This window comes from Serratia sp. TSA_198.1 (assembly GCF_052686505.1).
Map to the genome: position 1 here is coordinate 36913 of NZ_JBQZFP010000001.1, position 22151 is coordinate 59063.

The 22151-nt window shown below is 55.4% G+C and carries 19 protein-coding genes, 2 tRNA genes and 1 pseudogene; 9 read left to right on the forward strand and 13 right to left on the reverse strand.

The features are described from left to right. Positions 1-43 precede the first annotated feature (43 nt). Entirely contained in the window at positions 44-604 is a 561-nt protein-coding gene (locus tag ACUTSW_RS00175) for a TetR/AcrR family transcriptional regulator (protein ID WP_445584428.1), read from the reverse strand. A 138-nt stretch (positions 605-742) separates the two neighbouring features. Here ACUTSW_RS00175 and ACUTSW_RS00180 point away from each other — a divergent pair, with 138 nt between their 5' ends. The 4 genes and pseudogenes from ACUTSW_RS00180 to ACUTSW_RS00195 all read left to right on the forward strand — a co-directional run bounded on the left by ACUTSW_RS00180 (position 743) and on the right by ACUTSW_RS00195 (position 4078). Beyond that, positions 743-1834, forward strand: coding sequence for an alkene reductase (locus ACUTSW_RS00180; protein ID WP_445583375.1), 1092 nt, complete (start codon positions 743-745; stop codon positions 1832-1834). Between the two features lie 75 nt (positions 1835-1909). Beyond that, on the forward strand, positions 1910-2692 hold the full coding sequence (locus tag ACUTSW_RS00185; protein ID WP_445583376.1) for an SDR family NAD(P)-dependent oxidoreductase: 783 nt from the start codon (positions 1910-1912) through the stop codon (positions 2690-2692). A 143-nt stretch (positions 2693-2835) separates the two neighbouring features. Next, positions 2836-2979: pseudogene (locus ACUTSW_RS00190) on the forward strand (oxidoreductase); the annotation flags it as partial. A 79-nt stretch (positions 2980-3058) separates the two neighbouring features. Further along, positions 3059-4078 carry an NADP-dependent oxidoreductase gene (locus tag ACUTSW_RS00195; RefSeq protein ID WP_445583377.1) on the forward strand — a complete coding sequence of 340 codons (1020 nt, stop codon included), beginning with the start codon at positions 3059-3061 and terminating at the stop codon, positions 4076-4078. A 173-nt stretch (positions 4079-4251) separates the two neighbouring features. Here the strand turns inward: ACUTSW_RS00195 and ACUTSW_RS00200 are convergent. Both ACUTSW_RS00200 and mtfA read right to left on the reverse strand, forming a co-directional pair. Then, positions 4252-4327: transfer RNA gene (locus tag ACUTSW_RS00200), tRNA-Asn, on the reverse strand. A gap of 102 nt (positions 4328-4429) precedes the next feature. Then, the gene (gene mtfA, locus ACUTSW_RS00205) at positions 4430-5218 is read right to left on the reverse strand and encodes a DgsA anti-repressor MtfA (RefSeq protein ID WP_006326322.1); all 789 of its coding nucleotides are present in this window, start codon (positions 5216-5218) and stop codon (positions 4430-4432) included. 92 nt (positions 5219-5310) lie between these two features. Between mtfA and ACUTSW_RS00210 the strand changes: the two genes are divergently transcribed. Continuing rightward, positions 5311-5400 (forward strand) — tRNA-Ser (locus ACUTSW_RS00210). A 401-nt stretch (positions 5401-5801) separates the two neighbouring features. On the opposite strand, the gene ACUTSW_RS00215 is transcribed toward ACUTSW_RS00210, so the two are convergent. The 4 genes from ACUTSW_RS00215 to ACUTSW_RS00230 form a co-directional block, all read right to left on the reverse strand. Continuing rightward, on the reverse strand, positions 5802-6491 hold the full coding sequence (locus ACUTSW_RS00215; RefSeq protein ID WP_445583378.1) for a Crp/Fnr family transcriptional regulator: 690 nt from the start codon (positions 6489-6491) through the stop codon (positions 5802-5804). Positions 6492-6591: 100 nt separating this feature from the next. Continuing rightward, complete coding sequence (locus ACUTSW_RS00220) at positions 6592-7272, reverse strand: Crp/Fnr family transcriptional regulator (protein ID WP_013813607.1); 681 nt, start codon at positions 7270-7272, stop codon at positions 6592-6594. A gap of 197 nt (positions 7273-7469) precedes the next feature. Then, positions 7470-7850: a hypothetical protein gene (locus tag ACUTSW_RS00225; RefSeq protein ID WP_445583379.1), complete on the reverse strand. Its 381-nt coding sequence runs from the start codon at positions 7848-7850 to the stop codon at positions 7470-7472. Positions 7851-8118: 268 nt separating this feature from the next. Beyond that, entirely contained in the window at positions 8119-9138 is a 1020-nt protein-coding gene (locus ACUTSW_RS00230) for a LacI family DNA-binding transcriptional regulator (RefSeq protein ID WP_445583380.1), read from the reverse strand. Positions 9139-9242: 104 nt separating this feature from the next. Here ACUTSW_RS00230 and ACUTSW_RS00235 point away from each other — a divergent pair, with 104 nt between their 5' ends. Then, positions 9243-10250, forward strand: a complete 1008-nt coding sequence (locus tag ACUTSW_RS00235; protein WP_445583381.1) for a Gfo/Idh/MocA family oxidoreductase — start codon at positions 9243-9245, stop codon at positions 10248-10250. A 35-nt stretch (positions 10251-10285) separates the two neighbouring features. Here the strand turns inward: ACUTSW_RS00235 and ACUTSW_RS00240 are convergent, their stop codons facing one another. The 3 genes from ACUTSW_RS00240 to iolE are packed head-to-tail and all read right to left on the reverse strand — an operon-like array spanning position 10286 to position 13416. After that, on the reverse strand, positions 10286-11317 hold the full coding sequence (locus ACUTSW_RS00240; protein ID WP_445583382.1) for a Gfo/Idh/MocA family protein: 1032 nt from the start codon (positions 11315-11317) through the stop codon (positions 10286-10288). A 9-nt stretch (positions 11318-11326) separates the two neighbouring features. After that, positions 11327-12499: a Gfo/Idh/MocA family protein gene (locus ACUTSW_RS00245; RefSeq protein ID WP_004946416.1), complete on the reverse strand. Its 1173-nt coding sequence runs from the start codon at positions 12497-12499 to the stop codon at positions 11327-11329. Beyond that, positions 12496-13416, reverse strand: coding sequence for a myo-inosose-2 dehydratase (gene iolE / locus ACUTSW_RS00250; RefSeq protein WP_445583383.1), 921 nt, complete (start codon positions 13414-13416; stop codon positions 12496-12498). The genes ACUTSW_RS00245 and iolE overlap by 4 nt, the downstream gene beginning before the upstream one ends. Before the next feature lie 275 nt (positions 13417-13691). Here iolE and ACUTSW_RS00255 point away from each other — a divergent pair, with 275 nt between their 5' ends. Continuing rightward, positions 13692-15161: an EmmdR/YeeO family multidrug/toxin efflux MATE transporter gene (locus ACUTSW_RS00255; protein ID WP_445583384.1), complete on the forward strand. Its 1470-nt coding sequence runs from the start codon at positions 13692-13694 to the stop codon at positions 15159-15161. Between the two features lie 3 nt (positions 15162-15164). On the opposite strand, the gene ACUTSW_RS00260 is transcribed toward ACUTSW_RS00255, so the two are convergent. Beyond that, positions 15165-16004 (reverse strand): AraC family transcriptional regulator, encoded by an 840-nt coding sequence (locus ACUTSW_RS00260; RefSeq protein ID WP_445583385.1) that lies wholly within the window; start codon positions 16002-16004, stop codon positions 15165-15167. A gap of 199 nt (positions 16005-16203) precedes the next feature. Between ACUTSW_RS00260 and ACUTSW_RS00265 the strand changes: the two genes are divergently transcribed. Together ACUTSW_RS00265 and ACUTSW_RS00270 are read left to right on the forward strand one after the other, a co-directional pair. Next, entirely contained in the window at positions 16204-17511 is a 1308-nt protein-coding gene (locus ACUTSW_RS00265; RefSeq protein ID WP_445583386.1) for an alpha-glucosidase/alpha-galactosidase, read from the forward strand. A gap of 79 nt (positions 17512-17590) precedes the next feature. Then, positions 17591-18847 carry an MFS transporter gene (locus ACUTSW_RS00270; protein WP_062792453.1) on the forward strand — a complete coding sequence of 419 codons (1257 nt, stop codon included), beginning with the start codon at positions 17591-17593 and terminating at the stop codon, positions 18845-18847. Between the two features lie 79 nt (positions 18848-18926). Here ACUTSW_RS00270 and ACUTSW_RS00275 read toward each other — a convergent pair whose 3' ends face one another. Both ACUTSW_RS00275 and ACUTSW_RS00280 read right to left on the reverse strand, forming a co-directional pair. Next, positions 18927-19499, reverse strand: a complete 573-nt coding sequence (locus tag ACUTSW_RS00275) for a phosphoglycerate mutase (RefSeq protein ID WP_445583387.1) — start codon at positions 19497-19499, stop codon at positions 18927-18929. Positions 19500-19696: 197 nt separating this feature from the next. Beyond that, positions 19697-22072 (reverse strand): glucose/quinate/shikimate family membrane-bound PQQ-dependent dehydrogenase, encoded by a 2376-nt coding sequence (locus ACUTSW_RS00280; RefSeq protein WP_062871276.1) that lies wholly within the window; start codon positions 22070-22072, stop codon positions 19697-19699. Positions 22073-22151 lie beyond the last annotated feature (79 nt).

The following is a 22151-nucleotide window of genomic DNA, read 5'->3' on the forward strand; positions in this document are numbered from 1 at the left end:
CAGAGGTTACCGCCGCCATCCTATTGCGATTGTACCCGGGCATTCAATTCTCATGGACTTCCTGACCGAGAATACGGGAGCGGCAAACCTCCAGAATCTCATCGGCAAGGGCAGAGTCATCTGGACAGGCACGCGATAGCACCAGGGCGCCGACAAGATGTGCAATGGTGCTGATTCTTTCGGCGCGTGCTTCGTCTCCCGATCCCTTCTCATTTTCTAAAGTGGCCAGTTGGCTTTCAATGCCAGCCGCAAAGCTTTCTTTAATTGACGCCGACTGGCGCGCGGCATCGACACCCAATGCCGACATCACACAGCCATTTCCCATAGCATCACGGTGTTTGCGTGAGAGATATTGCTCTACAAAACCAGCCATATCCATACCCAGGGTACTCTCTACAGAGTGCGAGAAACCGCAGCTCATCGCCTCCGACATCAAATCCGCCTTGGAACCGAAGTGCTTGTAAAACCCGCCATGCGTTAACCCTGCGGCTGACATGAGCTCAGCTATCCCCACGCCGTCATAGCCCCGCTCACGAAACAGCACTGAGGCAGTTTCGACAATGCGCATGCGATTTTCGCGAACCTGCTCTTTTGAAACTTTCATCGTTTCCGGATCCTCTCTTAAAAATGCATGCCGCAAGTATACATTGATGATGATCATAATCAAACCGTTTGACTTTTTAGATTATGATCATCATCATTGTGGTCGTCGCTTCACACATCACTTAGCAGGGGTACAAACATGGCGAACCAACCTTTATTTCAACCCTATAACCTTGGGCCAATTTCGCTCACCAACCATATTGTGATGGCGCCGTTAACGCGTAATCGCACCGGAGCGGGTCTGGTACCCAGTGAACTGGCGGCGACCTATTACGCGCAGCGTGCCACTGCGGGGCTGTTGATTACCGAGGCTACGCAGATCTCGGCGCAAGCACAGGGCTACCAGGATACCCCGGGGATCTATACTCCGGCGCAGATTGATGGCTGGCGCAAAGTGACTGACGCAGTGCATGCAAAAGGCGGGCATATCTTTGTGCAGTTGTGGCATGTAGGACGCATATCCCACGTCGACTTGCAGCCTGGTGGCGCAGCGCCCGTTGCCCCTTCGGCCATCCGTGCCGAGACGAAAACCTTTGTGAACAACGGTTTTGCTGACGTCTCTGAGCCTCGTGCGCTCGAGCTGGACGAAATAAAGGACATTATCGAGGATTTCAGAAAGGCATCCGCCAACGCCATTGCCGCTGGATTTGATGGTGTTGAGATTCATGGCGCGAATGGCTATTTGCTGGAACAGTTCCTCAAAGATGGCGCCAATCAGCGTACCGACGAATACGGCGGTTCTATCGAGAATCGCGCACGGCTGCTGTTAGAGGTCGTGGCTGCCGTTAAAGATGAGATCGGGGCTGAGCGCACTGGCGTCCGCATTTCACCGGTTTCTCCCGCTAATGCGATTTCGATCAGTGATCCACAGCCGCAATATGACTATCTCGTTGAACAACTCGACGCATTAGGCATCGTCTACCTCCATGTTGTGGAGGGCGCTACGGGGGGCCCCCGTGACGTATCGCCGTTCGATTATGGCTCTCTGCGCCGGCGCTTTAAAAATACCTATATTGGCAACAACGGCTATGACCTGGCGTTGGCCTCCGGCCAGCTTGCTGAAGGTAAAGCGGACCTGTTCGCTTTCGGACGTCCGTTCATCGCCAACCCCGATCTGGTCGAAAGACTGAAAACGCAAGCGCCTCTGGCCACGCTGGTTCCTGAAACGCTTTATGGCGGCGGCGCAGAAGGGTACACCGATTACCCGCCGCTTTCCGCGAGCGGCAAGTAGCTCTGCGGGTGGCTCGCTTCTCTATACATCGCACATTGCGGATTCTATTGACTCATTAATAAAGGCAATCAACCCATGACCAAATCTTCAGTCCTCATTACAGGCGCTTCTACGGGTATTGGCGCGGTTTACGCCGAGCGGTTTGCGCGCCGGGGCCACGATCTTGTGCTGGTCGCTCGCGACAAGACAAAACTTGATCTCCTTGCAGAACGTCTGCGGCAAGAAAATGCTATTTCTGTCGATGTTCTGCCGGCGGATCTCACGCAATCGAGTGATTTGGCCACTGTCGAAGCGCGCCTTCGCGACGACTTGCGGATAGGCGTTCTTATTAATAACGCGGGGATCGCGCAGTCGGGCAGCTTCGTTGAGCAGACGCCTGATTCGATTGAGCGACTCATTGCGCTTAACATCACTGCCCTGACGCGCCTTGCCAGTGCGGTGACCCCCCGATTCGTACAAGCGGGTGAAGGATCGATCGTCAACATCAGCTCCATCGTTGGCCTGGCCCCTGAATTTGCCATGTCGGTTTATGGCGCAACCAAAGCCTTTGTCCTTTTCCTGTCTCAGGGAATGAGTTTGGAGCTGTCGCCCAAGGGCATTTACGTCCAGGCGGTACTTCCTGCTGGAACTTACACGGAAATTTGGGAGCGAGCAGGTATCGACATCAGTAACTCGTCCAAAATGATGGAAGTGGGCGAACTGGTCGATGCGGCACTGGTTGGTTTTGATCGCCGTGAACTCGTCACCATTCCACCCCTGCATAATGCGGCACGCTGGGACACCCTGGATACCGCGCGGCAGGCTCTGCTTTCGGACATTAAACAAGCCGAAGCCGCAGAGCGATATAAAAACGTTTAATCGATGAGTGACGCTCTGCAGGACACGGATAACGATCTTTCGAACCCTTCTGCAGAGCGTTAAAGCTAAAATATATTCCGTATCGCTTGTCGTCGCGACACTGACGATAAACCCCAAACCGCTTATGAAGGTCCTATTTCGGCATGACAAATAAACGTGTAGCGCTCGTGACGGGTGCCTCATCAGGGATTGGCGAGGCATCGGCCAACAAACTGTTGGCCGCAGGATTTAGGGGCTACGGCACAAGCCGCCGTGGCTCCCTGGCGGGTAAACATCCCTTTCCGTTGTTTGGGCGTGGCTTTTTTACGGGCCAATAGGGCGGCTAAATGAACGTTTTATCGACAAACACGATAGGGTAAACAACAAATGAACAATAAGACGATGAAAGCCTTCACTTTCAAACGCTATGGCAAGTCGCCTGACTTAGGTTTCGATGACGTGGATTTTCCTACGCTCAACGCTAATGAAATCCTTGTAAAGGTTTACGCTGTGGGTCTGAACCCTATCGACAATATGATCCCAACGGGAATATTTAAGCCGGTTCTCAATTTTCAGTTACCTGCCACCCTTGGCAGCGACCTGTCTGGCGTAGTCACCGCGGTGGGAAATCGCGTGACCCGTTTCAAGCCCGGCGATGCCATCTTCGCCAGCATTTTCGATATGGGAAGGGGCTCGCTTGCCGAATTTGCCGTGGTGCCTGAGAACGCTGCTGCGATGAAACCCGCGAACCTGGATTTCGTGCAGGCGGCGTCTCTGCCGATGGTGAGCCTCACGTCCTGGCAAGCGCTGAAAGAGCGTGCCGGGCTTCGGCCTGGCCAGAAGGTTTTCATCCCTGCAGGATCGGGGGGGATTGGCACGTTTGCGATTCAACTGGCGAAGTACCTTGGCGCAACGGTGGGAACGACCACGAGTACGGGCAACGTCGAATGGGTCAGTCACCTTGGCGCAGACGAAGTGGTTGACTATAAAAAGCAGGAATTCGAAGACGTGCTGAGTGGCTACGATATCGTACTCGGCACTATCAGAGGCGATGCGATTGAGAAATCCACCAAAATTCTTAAGCCCGGGGGAAGGATCGTTTCTCTCATCGGGCCGTTAGATGCCGCGTTTGCACGGGTTCGACGGTTAAACTTCTTTCTGACTTTTGTCTTTGGGTTGATGAGCCGCAAGATTATGCGGCTTTCGAAAAAGCGAGGTATCAGCTATTCATTTCTGTTTGTCCGCCCAGAGGGCGATCAACTCAGCCAAATCGGCAAACTGCTGGAAACTGAAAAAATCAAACCCGTGATCGACAAGGTTTTCTCCTTTGTAGACACAAAGGATGCGCTTGCCTACCTTGACCAAGGGCATGCGAAGGGAAAAGTTGTCGTCAAGATGCAGGAGTAATCTTTTTCAGTTAGCAACCAGGGTGCCGGTCTGTGGTGGGGCATAAGCGTTAAGAACCTGGCAATGCCCTGGGCGATGTTCTTGTGTGCGGTACCTCATGCACTCAGACTGAGCGATTGGCGCCACAACAGCAAAAAGCCCGCTTAAGTTTCCTTAAGCGGGCTTTTCTAATTTGGCTCCTCTGACTGGACTCGAACCAGTGACATACGGATTAACAGTCCGCCGTTCTACCGACTGAACTACAGAGGAATCGTGTGAACGGGGCGCATCATATCCAGCCACCCAGAGTGTGTCAACGCTAAATTCGCCGATTCGGCGCGACTGCTCAGTATGCGAGCAATGCGCGGTCGCTTATGGCGTTTCTGCGCCGCTTTCGGCTTGCCAACGCTGCAAACGCGCCAAGGTATCTTGTTTATAGAAACGGCAAAAATGCTGATACAACAGCGGAAAACGCTGGGCCAGCAGTTCGGGCGCGCTGAAAAAGTACTCCGACAACACGGCAAAGCACTCGGCCGGATCGGTGGCGGCGTAGGCGTCCATGCTGGCGGCCTCTTCGCCGACCATGTCGATCTCGTCTTGCAGGTTTTCCATCGCGGCGTGCAGATCATGCTCCCAGGCGGCAATATCGCGCAGCGGGATCGGCGGTATCCCGGTGGCGCTGCCGCCGTTGCGCATATCCAGCTTGTGTACCGCCTCGTGGATCACCAGGTTAAAGCCGGAGAGATCGAAAGAGTCCTGCACGTCCTGCCAGTTGAGCACTATCGGCCCTTGTTCCCAGCTCTGCCCGGACTGGACCACCGGCCCGGAGTGGACCAGGCCGATGTCGTCCTGCCATTCATCCTCCACCACGAACGGCGAAGGGTAGAGCAGGATCTCATTGAAGCCGTCCAGGTATTCCGCCCCCAGCTCCAGCACCGGCAGGGCGAACAGCAGGGCGATGCGCGCCTGCATTTGCGACGTCAGCTCAAGCCCCTGCAGCGGCACGATGCGCTTTTGCTGCAAAATCTGCCCGGCAACGACGATCAGGCGTTGTTGTTCCTGCTCGTCCAGCGGAGAGAGCAGGGGGATCGCCAGCGCGTCCTGCCACTGAGCAAGCGTTTCCGCCTGCGGTTGATGCGTTTTCCACGGCCATTTAATCATCGCGTTGCTCGTAAAGTAGTCACTTGAACATTCGGCTGGAGGCTAACTCTGTAAAAATGCCGCAAAAAGGGGCATGATGACAAGCACTATCAGGAGAGATGCCGGAGCGGCTGAACGGACCAGTCTCGAAAACTGGAGTAGGGGCAACTCTACCGGGGGTTCAAATCCCCCTCTCTCCGCCACTTAATTATTTCAATTTTTTGATTTAAAAGTGATTATTATGATATTCACTTTTCCGGCATGTTATTCGACATGCCATCATGTTCAGGCTTGCTTGAGTTTGAATCAGCTTACCTCGGGACGACTCTCTCTCCTCTCGCATTATAACCCCGGCAGCACTATCGGATAGTATTTTGCAATTAAGTTATTCATTTTGTGAACTAAACCCGAAGATTTGATCGTTCTGCAACAGGTTTCCGCAGCTATAAGCCATGTGGCCGATATTTGCCAGAGTGATACATTGCGGGTGAGGGCGCATAGCCAGGCAGCCCGCTCTTCCACGACAGCGGCTATTGAGAGGTGTTTTGCCCGGCGTATGGCAATGCGAATGGAATCGGTCAAACGAGCGCCCGTGCAGCCCCTTTCAGTTATCGATGTCCTGCTCTGCATGTTGCCGTAACGCCACAGGGTTGGTGACGGTGATGGAACGGTAACCCGCCCCAATCCACCCTTCCTCCACGAAGCGTTGAATAATGTTGTTGACCTGTTTACGGGAGGTATTGGCAATAATGCTGATATTTTCCTGAGAAAGGGTAACCGGAGCGTTTGTCGCCCAGGACATGCGGTGCAGCACCGATGCCACCCTGGCGCTGACATCTTTTTTCTGCAAATCATTCACGACTCTGAGCAGTGAGTCTGACCCCAGAATAGAAATCACGCCGAAGGCGCGCATGTCATTGGGGTTTTGCGCGGCCATCTGTTCCATTGCAACCAGGGGAACGTGCATCATCCAGGACCCACTCTGCGCAACAAGTTGAAACCTCCGCGGCTGTCCGGTCATAAAGCCGTCGTCACCCGTCCAGTCGCCTGGCACGGCAAGGTCAATCAGCCGCGGCGTTGAGTCGCGAGGGGCCGTCTTGATGATCACCATTCCTTTGATGAAACCGTAGATCCCCTCCGCAGGATCGCCCGGGCTGAAGATGACTTGCCCGGGGGCGCATTTCACCAACACCGCATGCTGAAAAAGTCTGTGCCTGAAGGATTCGGGCATGTGAGACAACCAGCCTCGTTGACTCATTATGCTTTCTGCGTTTTTTCGCGACATCTGTCCCATGATTTATCCCCAAGGTGCCCCATATGAACTTATCTTGCTTCACGTTCGCTAGCGGTAAACGAGGTTTCGGCTATTGTCCCGCTCGCTATAAATTATTCCGTTACCTTTTTTCCGAGTATTGCCGTAAAGCCGCAGGGTTGGTGACCGTGATGGCGCGATAACTCGTCTCCACCCAACCCTCTTCGACAAAACGTTGAATAACGCTGTTAACCTGTTTGCGGGAGGTATTGGTGATGATACTGAGGTTTTCCTGAGAAACAGTCACCGGGGAATCTGTCGCCCAGGACATACGGTGTAATGCGGAGGCGATCCTGGCGCTGACATCTTTTTTTTGTAGGTCATGCACAATCCTGAGCAGTGAATCCGATGCCAGAATAGAGATCGTACCAAAAGCGCGAATATCATTGGGGTTTAACGCCACCATTTGTTCCATTGTCTTAATAGGTACGTGCATGACCCAGGTATCGCTTTGCGTGACCAATTCAATCCGTCGCGGTTGGCCTGTCATAAAACTGTCTTCGCCTGTCCAGCCTCCGGGGCGAGCGATGTGAATCAAGCGTGGGGTGGAATCAGGGGGCGCCGAATTGACAATCACTGTGCCTGTGACCAACCCGTAGATCCCACCGGCCGGCTCACCTCTTCTAAAGATCACCTGCCCAGCTTCAAATTTCAAAAGCACTGCATTTTGCAGCAATCGGATCCTGAATGGCTCGGGCATATGAGACAACCAGCCTCTTTCACAGATCAAACGTTCTGCCACCTCACGCGACATATCCGGCATTTTTCTTCCCAATCGTCTTGTTTGACACAATGATCAATAGGCAAATTAGGTACTAAACGCATATTAATCAAGAGAAAATGACGTGGCATTGAAATAACGGCGATTGAGTCTCAAGCCGATCTCAACCCAACCGGCGGCAACAGCTCGCTGGACGGGGCGCATGCTCCGGCTACTTAGCGGCTTTGCGCGTTATGACCTCATTTTGCCTGGATCGGACAGCCTTTTTTTATCCTGAATGAAAATACCCAGGCGATGACAAGGAAAGTGCACTGGAACAGAAAAAAGGGGGCAAGCCATTGGTTATTGAGATAAACGTAATAGCCGTTGTGGAGCACGTCGAGGGTGATGAGGGCTAATGTGGCCGGCAGGCCAATCCTGGAATTGACGATCAGAAAATAGGCCACCAGCGGATCCAAAAGTGTCAGGCTGCCCCAAAAAAGGCGGCTGGCCAGGAAAGCCTGCTCACCGTAGCCATAATCCCAGAGAAAACCAAACTTCACGTCGGCAATAACATGATTGAGGGTCGCTATGATTAAGCACAGGGCCAGAAAGTACCGCATTAAGGTGGGACTTAGCATGGGTTTGATGCTCTTGATATGCTAACCGCAGTTTTACCCGGCAGGACAACCCGTCTCAGGTTTAAGGCCAGATGCGGCGCATCCCGTAGAAGATTAACCACTTTCATTGAACCTCCCAGGCTTTCGGCCATCATGATACGAAGCGATAAAACCCTCGGGATGTTAAGCGCCTTCCTGGTAAGCAGGGGCGGTCGAGAAACGATGGCCGGGGTTAAGCCATGGATGAGCTTAAGGTCGGGAACTGCGAAGTGGGCGTTCTGAAGAGCGGTCATTCGACATTCTCTGAGGTATAGAGAATAAAATCGACCTTGCCGTCTGCGTAGGAATGGGGTTGGATGCCCTGTTCGAGGTGCCGTAAAATCAGGTCGATCGCCAGTTGGGCATGCTGGCGGGTATTCTGGTCCAACGTTAACGCCAGCCCACCTTTTGCCAACTGTTCGCGCGTCGTGGCATAACGTTCATGCGTGATCCAGCAACACGCCCCGTAGCGACGATGACGCGCCAACGCTTCGCCGACTTGCGTATTCCCCAAACCGGTATTGTAAATGCCTGCCAGGTTGCCGTTTTGGCTGAGTGACTTTTCCAGCAGGCGCGTGATGGTTGCGCGGTCTTCTTGCCCAGCCAAGGGCTCACGCAGTTGCAATTGTGGAAAGTGTTGCGCCAGCACCTCACGGAATCCCTGAATACGCAAGCGGTGGGCACTGTAATCGGTGCGCCCGCTGAGCACCAAGATCTCTCCAGTCTGTTGCACCATACGGCCCATCATCATCCCGGCGGTGCGCCCCGCCTGTAACTGGTTTATCCCGACATGGCACAATCGGGCGGCACCCGGAAGATCGGTAGCTAAGGTAATCACGGGAATATTTCTTTCCCGGCATTGTTCCAGTGCATCGTATATCACCGGATGTTCATTGCCGAAGACGATCAGCGCATGCCTTTTTTTACTGCCGTTGACGATGAGTTGCGCCAGTTTTTCTGGCCGGGACTCCGGGACAAAGGTTCGATGCAGCGTCAGGCGGCGATAGCCCAGTACATCGGCAACGTGCGCAAAATCCTGCGCCAGTTGCTGAAAAAAGAAGGCGTCGTTGGCGCTGAGGAAAACTTCGATTTGCCACGGGAAACGATGCTCCTCCGGCAGAATCCGCTTCAACCCGGCCTCACGCGCAGCCTGAAGCACTTTACGCGTGGTCGCCGGAGATACGCCACCTCGCTCGTTTAATACACGATCCACAGTGGCGACGCCCACGCCAATCTGCTTAGCCAGCGTTTCAAGCGAGATACTCTTCATCGTCTCTCTCCGAATGATGGATATCCATCAAAATGGATGTTTAGTCAGTGTAGTTATCACAGGTATTTTGACAACGTCTAATCGCATTTTCTGGAGAGAAAAGAATGGCTAAACAACGTTTTGCTTTACTCGGTAGTGGATTTATCGGGCAGGTTCATGCGGCCAGCATTGTACGGCACCCAGGAACGGAATTGGCGATGGTGGCGGATGTCGATCACAGCCGCGCCGAGGCGTTGGCAAGCCAGTACGGCGCTCGCGCGGTGGCGGTTGCGCACGCGATTAACAGCGATGCCATTGATGCCGTTTTGATCGCCAGCGCTACCCCGTCGCATGCGGAATTGTTGGAAGCCGCTGCCCGCGCCGGCAAAGCGGTTTACTGCGAAAAACCCATCGACCTGTCTTTGTCCCGTGCCCGTGAGGTTGTGGAAAAAGTCTTGCCGTTAAACGTCCCTATAACGGTGGGGTTCAACCGGCGTTTCGATCACAGCCATCAACAGTTGCGACGCCAGGTGGAACAAGGCGTCATCGGTAACCTTGAGCTGATACAGATGGTGTGCCGAGCCTCTGAAATGCCGCCGGTCAGTTATCTGCGCAGCTCCGGCGGGCAGATGCGTGACCAGGCGATCCACTTCTTTGACCTGCTGCGTTTTCTCACCGCAGAAGAAGTTCACACTGTCGCTGCGATGGGCGCTGCGCTGGCACTGCCGGAAATAGCCGAGTTTGGGGATGTCGATACCTCCGTCCTGATGATGAGAATGAAGTCGGGAGCCTTGGCGCAACTGGATAACACTCGGCGTACCGGCCACGGCTATGACGAGCGAATCAATCTGATGGGGCCGGGAGGCGCGCTGGAGTCAGGCAGTCAGTCTCCACAGGGCGCTACACTCTGGCGCGGTAACCAGCGCATTCAACCGGGGCTGTGGGGAGATTGGTTCAGCAGGGTGCAAGATACCTATTACAGGCACCTGGATGCCTTTGTTCGCCATCTGGCTGGCGAGTCCGTGCCCGATCTGCCGGGGTTGCTGGATGGCCTGCAAGCGCAAGCCATCGCCGAAGCGGCCGTTACTTCATTGCGAACCGGGCAGTTTGTCGCTGTGGAGCAATTGGCCTAATCCTTAGGGTAGCCCCCATTGGTGGGGCTACCGGCTCAACGTTCCTCGTTGAAAACCACGCCCATCTGACGTCTCACTTCATCCATGGCTTTTAACGTTGTCAGCACCTGGCTTAGCGGCCGAATTATCGAGTCATTTACCCCCTGACCGACGCACCAGGCAAAATGTTCCGCTTGATGGAACAGCTGTGTGTAGCGGTTGAGCGGCTCTTCCCAATGCAGCGTTTTTCCGCCCTGGCTGGCGGTCAACGAGAAGTGACCCGGCGCATAGAATTGCCCATCAAGGTTGAGGGTTGCATCTCGTCCCGCCACGACGGCGCCGCCCGGTGTGTTACTGAATAGTGTGGTATTCAGTACGCTGTGCAGCCCGCGGTCATGGGTGAACAGCATTGAGGCTTGGCCATTGATCCCGCCCGGGGCCGGTTCACCCCGCGCAATAATCTCTTGGGGAGCACCGCCTATCAGGACGCTGAATGAGACCAGATAACTGCCTAGGTCCATCATTGGGCCACCGGCCAAATCCGCGTTAAAAATACGGTGGTCGGGGGTGAAAAACTCGCCATGGTCGGCCAGTAACGTGTGCACATCGCCCAATACGCCGTCTTCCAGCAATTGACGGATGACATCATATTTGGGTAGGTAATCGCACCACATCGCCTCCATCGCCAGTTTGTCGTGCAACTGTGCCAGCTCTTGCAGCGCAGCCCCTTCGCGGGCGTTAAGCGCGAAGGGCTTTTCGATCAGGGCATGCTTGCCCGCTCTCAGTACTCGACAGCCATCAGGGAAATGATGGTTATGCGGCGTAGCGACGTAGACAGCATCGATATCATCGCGAGCGAGCATGTCATTCACATCGCCATAGGCCAAAGGGATGCCCCAGGTTGCAGCGAAGCGATCCGCTTTTTCCTGGGAGCGGGAAGCGACGGCCAGTATCCGTTGCCGACTCTGTTCTTTCAGCGATTTCACGAAACGTTCGGCGATCCAACCGGGGCCAATAATGCCCCATCGTAGTGACGGAATAGAGGCGGCAGGTTGGCTGCGAGGTGTGGGTAAGACAGAGGGAAACATAATGGCTCCTTACTCTTTTATCACGTCAATCCAGGAATGATTAGCCATTGAGGTCTCAATGGCGGACAGAATGCGTTGGTTCTCCAGACCGAAAGCGAAGTTGGGATAACAATCGCCGTCGCTGCAAATCCCCTGGACCAAATCATGGACTTCGATAACTTTCACATCGAAATAGCCCAGGCCGCCGCCGCCAAAGTCGAAGCCAAAGAAACCGGAGTAGGAGGGGATTTGGCTACCGGCATACAACGTCTTGAAACCACGATCGTGTTTGTGATCGTTAAAACGGTAAACCTGCAGTTCATTGAAGCGCTCACCGTCCATGTAAAGGGTTCCTTCAGTGCCTGAGACTTCCCAATAGACGCCAAAAATGCGCCCGGCAGCAATGCGCGAGGCCTCAATCACGCCGGAGGCACCGCTGTCAAAATTCACCAGACACTGTATCTGATCGTCATTTTCCACTTCGCGCCATTCTGCACTGCCGTCGACTTTACTGGCATAGCCGGCATCAGCCTGCGGCACCGGTCGTTTAGTCATGAAAGTTTGTGCATTGGCGGTCACCTGACGGACACCGCCCATCAGGAATTGCGCTACGGAGAGAGTGTGCGCGCCCAGATCGCCCAGAGCGCCGCTGCCACCCAGCGTTTTCGAGCAACGCCAGGACCAGGGCAGGAGGGGATCGTTGTAAAATCCCTGGTCAAAGGTGCCACGGAAACGAACGGGGGTACCTATGTCACCACGTTCAATAATCTGTTTGGCCAACAGCGCGGCGGGCGTTTTTATGTTGTTAAAGGCCACCATGGTTTTCACTCCGGCTTGCGTTGCCGCAGTGGTCATTTCACGCGCTTGTTGCTCACTGACTGCCAGGGGTTTTTCACAGTAAACATGCTTACCCGCCGCAATCGCTGCCATGGCCATTTCATAATGCAGATGGTTGGGGGAGGTGATGTCGACGATGTCCACTTGCGGATCGTTCACCAACTCACGCCAATCGCCATAGGCTTTCTCTGCGCCAAATTTGGCGGCATTGGTTTCTGCCATCGCCTGGTTTTGATCGGCCAGCGCATAGAGATACGGACGTTTTGGCAGATTGTGATAGAACATCGCTGCGCGGCGATACGCGTCGGCATGCGCCTGCCCCATGAAACCAGAGCCAATCAGACCAATGTTTAACCGGTTGTTCATCGCGCGTCTCCCTTGAGGGGGGTATTGACAGGAAAATGTTCGCTCACCCATTTGAATGCCCGGCTGGCCGTCGCCAGCGGTGGTGCGGTCGCGGGATCTTGTTCGGCCTCTACAATTAACCAGCCTTGATAGCCGTTTGATTCGACGAAACGGATCAGGGGGGCATAGTCGATACCGCCATCCCCCGGCACGGTAAACAATCCGGCGCGTACGGCATCGTTAAAGCTGAGATCTTCGCCGTAGAGCCGCTGAAGCACGTGCGGGCGCACATCTTTCAGATGAATATGGCAGATACGATGGCCGTATTTTTCCAATACCGATGCCATGTCAACGCCCGCAGCAAAGGCATGGCCGGAATCCAATACCAACCCCACGTTATCTTGTGTCTGCGCAAGAAATGCCTGCACTTCATCGTCATGTTCTACCAGCATCATCAGATGGTGGTGGTAGGCCAGTTTCAGGCCGAAATCGCGCAGTAATACGTCCGCGAAAGCATTCAGTTTGTTGCAATATGCCGTCAGGTCGATGCGGCTGAGCGCAGGGGACAAAGAGATGGGGTCATCGAGAGGCGTGTCATGCGGCAGTTGGCCACATTCACCGTAGACCATGACGTTGGCTCCCAATTGTTGCAAAAGTTGTGCATGTGGGCGCACGGCTTCGAGCTCATCCTCCAGGCTGCGATCGGCCAGAAAACCGCTATGCCAGCCGGAGGCGAGTTGCAGCCTTGCTGCGCCAAGCAGGGGGGATAATTCATGCGCGTTGCGCGGAAATTTTCGGCCCAGTTCTATACCCTGATAGCCCGCCTGCGCTGCTTGCTGCAGGCATGTCGTCAGAGGAATATCGCCACCGAGATCTTCTAATACATCATTAGTCCAGCACAGCGGGCTAACGCCCAGTTTCAGGTGAGAAAACGCCATTGCTGCTCTCCTTGTCGTCGTGATGGCGTCACTATAATCAGCCACCTGAAGAGAGGGGTATGGGATTAATGATGGAATTCCATCAGTCTTGATATCGGCAATTTTTACGAAAAAACGGTTAACGGGGTACGGCGGTGACGTGGCGTTCAATCAGCGATAAAACCTCTCTCATCCGCCGCGTATTTTTCAGTACCTCTCTTACAAAAAATTCTTTGCAGGATAACGATCTGTCATTCATCCTTTGAAATGTTGTTTCACTTTTATCCGAGTTCATCTTGAATTTACTTGCCGCCCTGCGTCAGCGCGTGGAAAAAACGCCCTGGTATGCCAAACGAAAAAGCTACTCTGTGCTCTTCTGGCGTGAAATCACGCCGCTGGCGGTGCCGATCTTTATGGAGAACGCCTGCGTCTTGCTGATGGGGGTGCTAAGCACCTTCCTGGTGAGCTGGATCGGTAAGGAAGCCATGGCCGGTGTGGGGCTGGCGGACAGCTTCAATATGGTGATTATCGCCTTTTTTGCCGCGGTGGACCTGGGCACCACGGTGGTGGTGGCCTTCAGCCTCGGCAAGCGGGATCGCAAAAGAGCGCGATCGGCGGCGCGCCAGTCGTTGGTGTTGATGACTCTGGTCGCCCTGGTGTTGGCGGTGGGCATCCATCTTGCGGGCGAGCAGATTATTGACGTGATCGCCGGCGCCGCCACCCCGGAGGTCAAGGCATTGGCGCTTTCTTATCTGCAAACCACGGTGTGGAGCTACCCGGCCGCCGCCATTGCGCTGATCGGCAGCGGCGCGCTGCGCGGGGCGGGCAATACCAAGATCCCGCTGCTGATCAACGGCGGCATGAATATCCTGAACATCATCATCAGCAGCATTCTGATTTACGGCATGCTGGGCTGGCATGGGCTGGGCTTTGTCGGCGCTGGGCTGGGGCTGACCATTTCCCGCTATATCGGTGCCATCGCCATTATTTACGTGCTGATGATTGGGTTTAACCCGGCGCTGCACATCACGCTGAAAAGCTACTTTACGCCGTTAAAACTGAACATCCTTTGGGAAGTGCTGGGGATCGGCATCCCCGCCAGCATTGAATCGGTGTTGTTCAACGGCGGCAAATTGCTGACCCAGATGTTTGTCGCCGGCATGGGGACCAACGTCATTGCCGGTAATTTCATCGCCTTTTCCATCGCCTCGTTAATTAACCTGCCGGGCAACGCCCTGGGATCGGCGTCGACCATTATCGTGGGAAAACGTTTGGGGAAAGGGCAGATAGCCCAGGCGGAGCGGCAACTGCGTCACATTTTCTGGCTGGCGACGATTGGACTGACGGTTATCGCCTGGGGAACGGCACCGCTGGCCGGGGTGTTCGCTTCGTTTTATAGCCGGCAGGACGATGTTAAAGAGGTGGTGAAAGTGCTTATCTGGCTCAACGCCGCCTTTATGCCGATCTGGGCCGCCTCCTGGGTGCTGCCTGCCGGGTTGAAAGGTGCGCGCGACGCCCGCTTTGCCATGTGGGTGTCGATGCTGGGCATGTGGGGCTGCCGCGTGGTGGCGGGTTACACGCTGGGCATTGTGTTGGGCATGGGCGTGGTCGGCGTTTGGCTCGGCATGTTTATGGATTGGGCGGTGCGCGGTGCGCTCTTCTACTGGCGCATGGTCAGCGGGCGTTGGTTGTGGAAATACCCGCGTATAAAACAAGAAGAGGTTGCGGAACAGGCAATCCCCCGCGCCAGACGAACGGGGGGCTGAACGTCACCCGCCAGGCTGCGGTGCCTGAAGGTTTTCCTGCCGCCATCTGGCCGGCGATACGCCGTGCACTTGCTTGAAGGCTTTGGAAAAGTGCAATTGGTTTTCATAGCCGACCGAAATACCCACCACTTTGATCGCCGTATGGCCATTGCTCAGCAGGCTGACGGCGATACTCATGCGAAAATTAAGCAAATACTCCTTGGGGCCGATGCCGTAGGCGTTTTTGAACAGCCGGCACAGGTAGCTGCGGTTGATATTGCAGTAGGCGGCCAGGCTCTCAATCGTCAAATGTTCATGGTAGCGGTTTTCAATCTGTTTGACCGCTTTACGCAGATGCTGCGCCTTGTCATCGGGATGTGCAGCCGTACCCTGCAGCCTATTGCCGATTAACGCGGAAAAGAACAGGTAGCTCAGCCCGAGCACCTTCAGCCGATGCTCATCGCCCTGGGCAACGATCTGTCGCAGGTAGCCCAGGGCGCTGGCGTTATCGTCCTGTAGGTTGGGCCGATAAATTGGGAATTGACGGCTCAGATGGCATTCTTCGAAAATCTTGCCGGCGATAAGCCCGTCGACCTCCAGCCACATATAATGCCAGGGATCCTTTTTGTCGGCGCAGTAGGTGGTCACGTCGTGCGGGTGGATCAGAAAACCTTCTCCTGCCACGACGGGAAAAGAGCCGTATTCGCTGTGCAGCACGCCGGTCCCGCTTATCACATAATGGAATAGATAGTGCTGGCGTACGGCGGGGCCAAAACTGTGGCCTTTATCACAATTCTCCTCCCCATACTGGTACAGGTTCAGCTCAATATTGTCGGTGCGATTGAGGGTGAAACTCTTGTGCATCCGTCATGGCCTCCGTTTTATCCCCACTCTATCAGCGTAGTTGCGGCGGAGCCGCCGGGATATGACCAGATCCCGACTTGGTTCACACTTTTTGCGGTGCGTCATTTTTCGCCATAACAAGGTCACATTCATCCATATCTCGTATCGGCGTTGCAGGGTAATTTCAGCTTATCGAAAACAGCAGCAGCGGAGAAATACGATGATTAAAGTGACATTTATGGGCGCGGGCAGCACCATCTTCGCCAAGAACGTACTCGGCGACATCATGGCGACGCCGGCATTGAAAGAGGTGGATATTGCGCTGTACGACATCGACAGTGCCCGTCTCAACGAATCCTTCGCCATGTTGAGCAATATCAACCGCAATACCAATGCGGGCAGGGCGAAGATTACCCCTTACCTCGGCGTAGAAAACCGCCGCGCGGCATTGAAAAACGCCAATTACGTGGTGAATGCCATCCAGGTCGGCGGCTACGATCCTTGCACCATTACCGATTTCACCATTGCCAGAAAATACGGCCTGCAGCAGACCATTGCCGATACCCTGGGCATTGGCGGTATCTTTCGTGCGCTGCGCACCATTCCGGTGTTGTTTGATTTCGCCCGGGATATCGAAGCGGTCTGCCCGGACGCCTGGCTGCTGAACTATACCAACCCGATGGCGGCAATAACCGGCGCCATGCTGCGCCATACCGAAGTGAAAACCGTGGGGCTGTGCCACAGCGTTCAGGTTTGCGCCGAGACGCTGCTGAAAAGCGTGGATATGCCGACCGACGACGTGCAATTCCACATCGCGGGCATCAACCATATGGCCTGGCTGCTGGACGTTCGCCGCCACGGCGAAGACCTGTATCCGGAAATCAAGCGCCGCGCCAATGCCTTGCAGGGCAAGCATGATGACATGGTGCGTCATGAAATCATGAAAACCTTCGGCTATTACGTGACCGAATCTTCAGAACACAATGCCGAATACATGCCTTACTGGATCAAACGCAATTATCCGGAACTGATTGAGCGCTTCAATATTCCGCTGGATGAATACCCACGCCGCTGTATTGAGCAGATTGAACAATGGCAGCAACAGAAAGCGGCGCTGACCCATGACGCCAGCCTCACCCACAGCCGCACCCACGAATATGCTTCTTACATCATCGAAGCGATGGAGACCGATCGGCCTTACAAGATTGGCGGCAACGTGCTCAACACCGGGTTGATCACCAACCTGCCCGCGGAGGCCTGCGTCGAAGTGCCTTGTCTGGTGGATGGGCAGGGGATCACGCCTTGCTACGTCGGCAACTTGCCGGAGCAACTGGCGGCGCTGAACCGCACCAATATCAACACCCAACTGTTGACCATCGAAGCGGCGGTCACGCACAAACGCGAAGCGATCTACCATGCGGCGCTGCTGGATCCGCATACTTCAGCCGAGCTTTCTATCGATGATATCCGCAAGCTGTGCGACGAACTGATTGAAGCGCACGGCAACTGGCTTCCCGCCTACCATTAATCGCCGCATTACCCCGATACCTCCTCAAAACGCACAAGGCGCGGGGCTTCCCGCGCCGTTAAAAATGGGATGGTGAGCCATGTTTTATTTGAAAAACAAGAACTTTTGGATCTTCGGTGCCTTCTGTTTTTTCTATTTCTTTATCATGGGCGCGGTGCTGCCGTTCTTTCCGATCTGGCTGCATGACGTCAATCATCTCGATCAGCGACAAACCGGGCTGGTGTTCGCCGGCATGGCGCTGTTTGCCCTGGTGTTCCAGCCGATTTTTGGCTTCGTCACCGACAAGTTTGGCCTGAAGAAACACCTGCTGTGGATGATCATCTTCCTGCTGCTGTTTCTGGCGCCGCTGTTTATCTATGTGTTCTCGCCGCTGCTGCAAAGCAACTTTTTGCTGGGCGCATTGCTGTGCGGCATTTATCTCGGCCTGGTGTGCAGCGGCGGTTCACCGGCGATTGAAGCCTATATCGAAAAAGTGAGCCGCCGCAGCCAGTTCGAATATGGTCGCGCCCGGCTGTTTGGCTGTATCGGCTGGGCGATCTGCGCCTCGATCGTCGGCTACATGTTTACCATTAACAATCAATTCGCGTTTTGGCTGGCCTCGAGCTTCGCGCTGGTGTTGGCGGGCTTGCTTTACCTGTTCAAGCCGGAAGAGAACAATACGTTGGCGGTGGCGGACGGCTTGGCGCTGAACCACAATCCCATCAAGCTCAAAGCGGCGCTGGGGCTGTTGAAAATGCGCAAATTCTGGTGTCTGGTGATGTATATCGTCGGGGTGGCCTGCGTGTACGATGTGTTTGATCAGCAGTTCGCCAACTTCTTCACCTCGTTTTTCCGCGATCGGCATGCCGGTACCCAGGCATTTGGCTATGTCACCACGCTGGGCGAGTTTCTTAACGCTTTTATCATGTTCTTTGCGCCGTTGATCATCAACCGCATCGGCGGCAAGAATGCGTTGCTGATTGCCGGGGTGATTATGTCGGTGCGGATCATAGGTTCGTCGCAGGCGGACTCGGTGACGGCGGTGATTGTCCTCAAGACCCTGCATATGTTTGAGGTGCCGTTCCTGCTGGTGGGCATCTTCAAATACATCACCACCCAATTTAACGTTAACCTTTCCGCGTCGATCTACCTGTGGGGCTTTTGCTTCTTCAAACAACTGTCGGCCATCGGCATGTCCTATGCGGCGGGGATGATGTACGTCAATTACGGCTTCAAAACCTCTTATCTGATCCTTGGCTGCATCGCGTTGCTGTTTACCCTGATCTCGGCCTTTGCCTTGACCGGCAAGGCGCGGGTATTGAAGGGGGAAGGCACGCTGCCGCTGGCGGTGAGATAGCGAAAACTGCATCAGGTGTTGTGCCTGTGTCCCCCAAAGCTGCTGTGACTGAAGGGGCTATGTATTTGTTGGCAGTCATTCAGGCGGATGTCGTTAAGGAGTCGGCAAGCCGATACACCCTGGCGTTCCAGTAGCTGTTGCCTGACTGGCTGTGCAGCTTCCAGCCGGCCTTCTTCAATTTATTGGCAATCAGGCTGTTCATTACGCCGTGTCCCAACAGCAGTACTGCCCCCTGAGCCGCCGCGAGATCGGCCAGTTTGCCGCTGGCGGCCGCGGCGCGTTTTTTGGCTGATGACAAGGATTCGACATTTTTCGCGTAGCCGCATAGCCACAAAAGGCGAAAAATCACCACCCAATGCAAGGGGCGTAAACGTAACAGCGGTACAGAGAAAACCGGCAGCTCGGCTTCGCAGAACAGGGCATCACTCTCGTGGGGCTGCAGGCCCAGCAAGGCAAGTGAAGCCAAGGCTCTTGGCAGGGTGCTGGCGACGACATACCGGGGTTGCGAAGCGAGCGACCTGGCGTTTTCGGGCGGCGTATCGGCGATGCCCGCAAGATTGTAGTGATCGATCCAGGCGCGCATCTCGTGGGTGCGCTGAAGCTTGTCGGTATCGATGTTCGGCTGACCGTGACGCAGTAGAATGATGTCCATTTATCGCCCTCCCTTCGGCGGCGCATTATGGCACAGTGCCGATGTGTCGGCAGCGGTTTGCACGGCCTGGCGCACCGGATGTTCATCCGTTTGCTGTCTGCGGGGTGAGTTTATTGCGTATTGAGGTTCGGGGGCGCTGCGAGTGGGGGATAGAGCACGCCGGATGGCGTGCTCCAGGGTAGGGCTTTCTTGGGCGATTATTTCTCGTCCGGCAGAGCATAAGCGACGATGTAGTCGCCCAGCTTGGTGCCGAAGGAGCCATGTCCGCCTGCGGAAATCACCACGTACTGCTTGCCGTTAACCTCATAGGTCATTGGCGTTGCCTGGCCACCGGCCGGCAGACGTGCTTCCCACAGTTTGTCACCGTTGGTGACGCTGAAGGCGCGCAGGTAGTTGTCTGCGGTTGCGCCAATGAAGAACACATTACCGGCGGTAGAGACCGGTCCGCCCAACATCGGCATGCCCATCTTGAACGGCAGCGGCAACGGAGAGCTGTCGCGCACGGTACCGATGCGTTTTTTCCACACGATGTCGTTGGTTTTCAGGTCTACGGCGGAAATATAACCCCATGCCGGCTGTTTGCATGGCAGACCAAACGGCGACAGGAACGGGTTCAGGGTAACGCCGAACGGCACGCCATACTGTGGCTGCACGCCGGCTTCAGTGCCGCTGCCGCCTTTGTCGCCGGCTGGCGGTTCAATCGGGTTGCCTGGGCCGCGCGGGATCAGTTTGGAAACGAACGGCAGGGCGATCGGGTTGGCGATGGCGATTTGACGGTCGGTATCGACAGACAGGCCGCCCCATTCGAACATGCCGAGGTTGCCAGGGAACACCAGCGTGCCCTGCTCGGAAGGCGGAGTGAAGGTGCCTTCGTAACGCAGGCTGTGGAACATCACCCGGCAGACCAGTTGGTCATAGATGGTCGCGCCCCACATATCCGCGCCGGTCAGTTTTTTCTCCGGACGGAAAGTCAGCTCGGAGAACGGCTGGGTCGGTGACAAGCGGTCGCCTTTGGCCGGGCCTTGCGGGACCGGTTTTTCTGGCGCCGGCACCACCAACTCGCCGTTGGTGCGGTTCAACACGAAGATATTGCCGGTTTTGGTCGGTACGTAAATCACCGGCACCTTGTTGCCGCTCTTGTCGGTGATATCCGCCAGAGTAGGCTGAGCCGGCACGTCCATATCCCACAGGTCATGGTGCACGGTCTGATAGAACCAGGCCAGCTTGCCGGTGGAGGCATTCAACGCCAGCAGGCCGCTGGCATAACGCTCCATTTCCGGCGTGCGGTCGCCGCCCCAGATATCCGGGGTGGTCACGCCCATCGGCAGATAGACAATGTCCAGTTTGGCGTCATAGGCGGCAGGCGCCCAGGAGTTCGGTGAGTTCGGCGTGAAATGGTGTTCGTCCGCCGGGATGGCGTTCGGATCTTTGGCGCCCGGATCAAAGGCCCACAGCAGCTTGCCGCTGTTGACGTCAAACCCGCGGATCACACCCGAAGGCTCGCGGTTGGAGTAGTTATCGGTAACCGCACCGGCAACGACAATCACCTTATCGGTGATCACCGGCGGCGACGTCGGCTCATAGTGGCCTGGAGTCGCATACGGCATATTGCTTTGCAGATTCAACTCGCCGTTATTGGCGAAATCGGCGCAAGGCTTGCCGGTTTCCGCATCCAGAGCAAACAGACGGCCGTCATTTACCGGCAGGATAATGCGGCGTGCGCACTGTGCCGGAGAGGTTTCTGCCGTTGTGCCGGCCGCTGCGGTGGTTTCATGGTAAGACACGCCGCGGCAGGTGATGTGCTGGAAGGTCGGGTTGAATTTCAACTGAGGGTCGAACTTCCACTTCTCTTTACCGGTGGCGGCATCCAGCGCGAACAGCTTCTGGTGAGGCGTACACAGATAAAGCGTGTCGCGGATTTTAATCGGGGTGACTTCGTTGGTGATTTCACCCGGATCGTTGGCGGTCTTCAGGTCGCCGGTCTGGAAGGTCCAGGCTTCCTTGAGTTGGCCCACGTTTTTGTCATTGATCTGGCTCAGCGGGGAATAGCGCGTGCCTTCCTGCGTGCGGCCATAAGCCGGCCAGTCGGCGGCAGACGCATCCGTTTCGGCTTTGGCCTGCGCCGGTTCCAGGGTGCCGTGGATCTCTTGCGGATCGTTAAACACCGCGTAGGCCAGAACGCCCACGGTGATCACCAGCGCGATGCTCAAAGCACCGTACGCCAGCTTGCCGTTGGCGATAAGCCGACGATAGATAAAGGGCAACACCAGCCACAGGCCAAAGAAGAAGGTGACGTCCAGACGCGGCGTCAGTGCCCAGAAATCCGGGCCGACTTCCCACAGCGCCCAGACCGTGGTACCGAGCAGGAAGAGGGCGTACAACAACAACGCGGTGGCGCGGCGGCGGAACAGCAGCCAGGCCGTGACCAGCAATACTACCCCGGCGATGATGTAGTACAACGAACCGCCGAGCTTAGCCAACCAGATGCCCCCGGCCAGCAGATAGAGCCCGCTCAACACGGCGAACAGTGCCGTTATGATGACGAGCGGCGACAATGACGCTTTATTTTGCATAGTATTATCCTTACCAAAAATGAAAAGTCCCCGATTTAGAGATTAAGCTAAATCAAAAAAAACACGCGGTTTCTCCTTA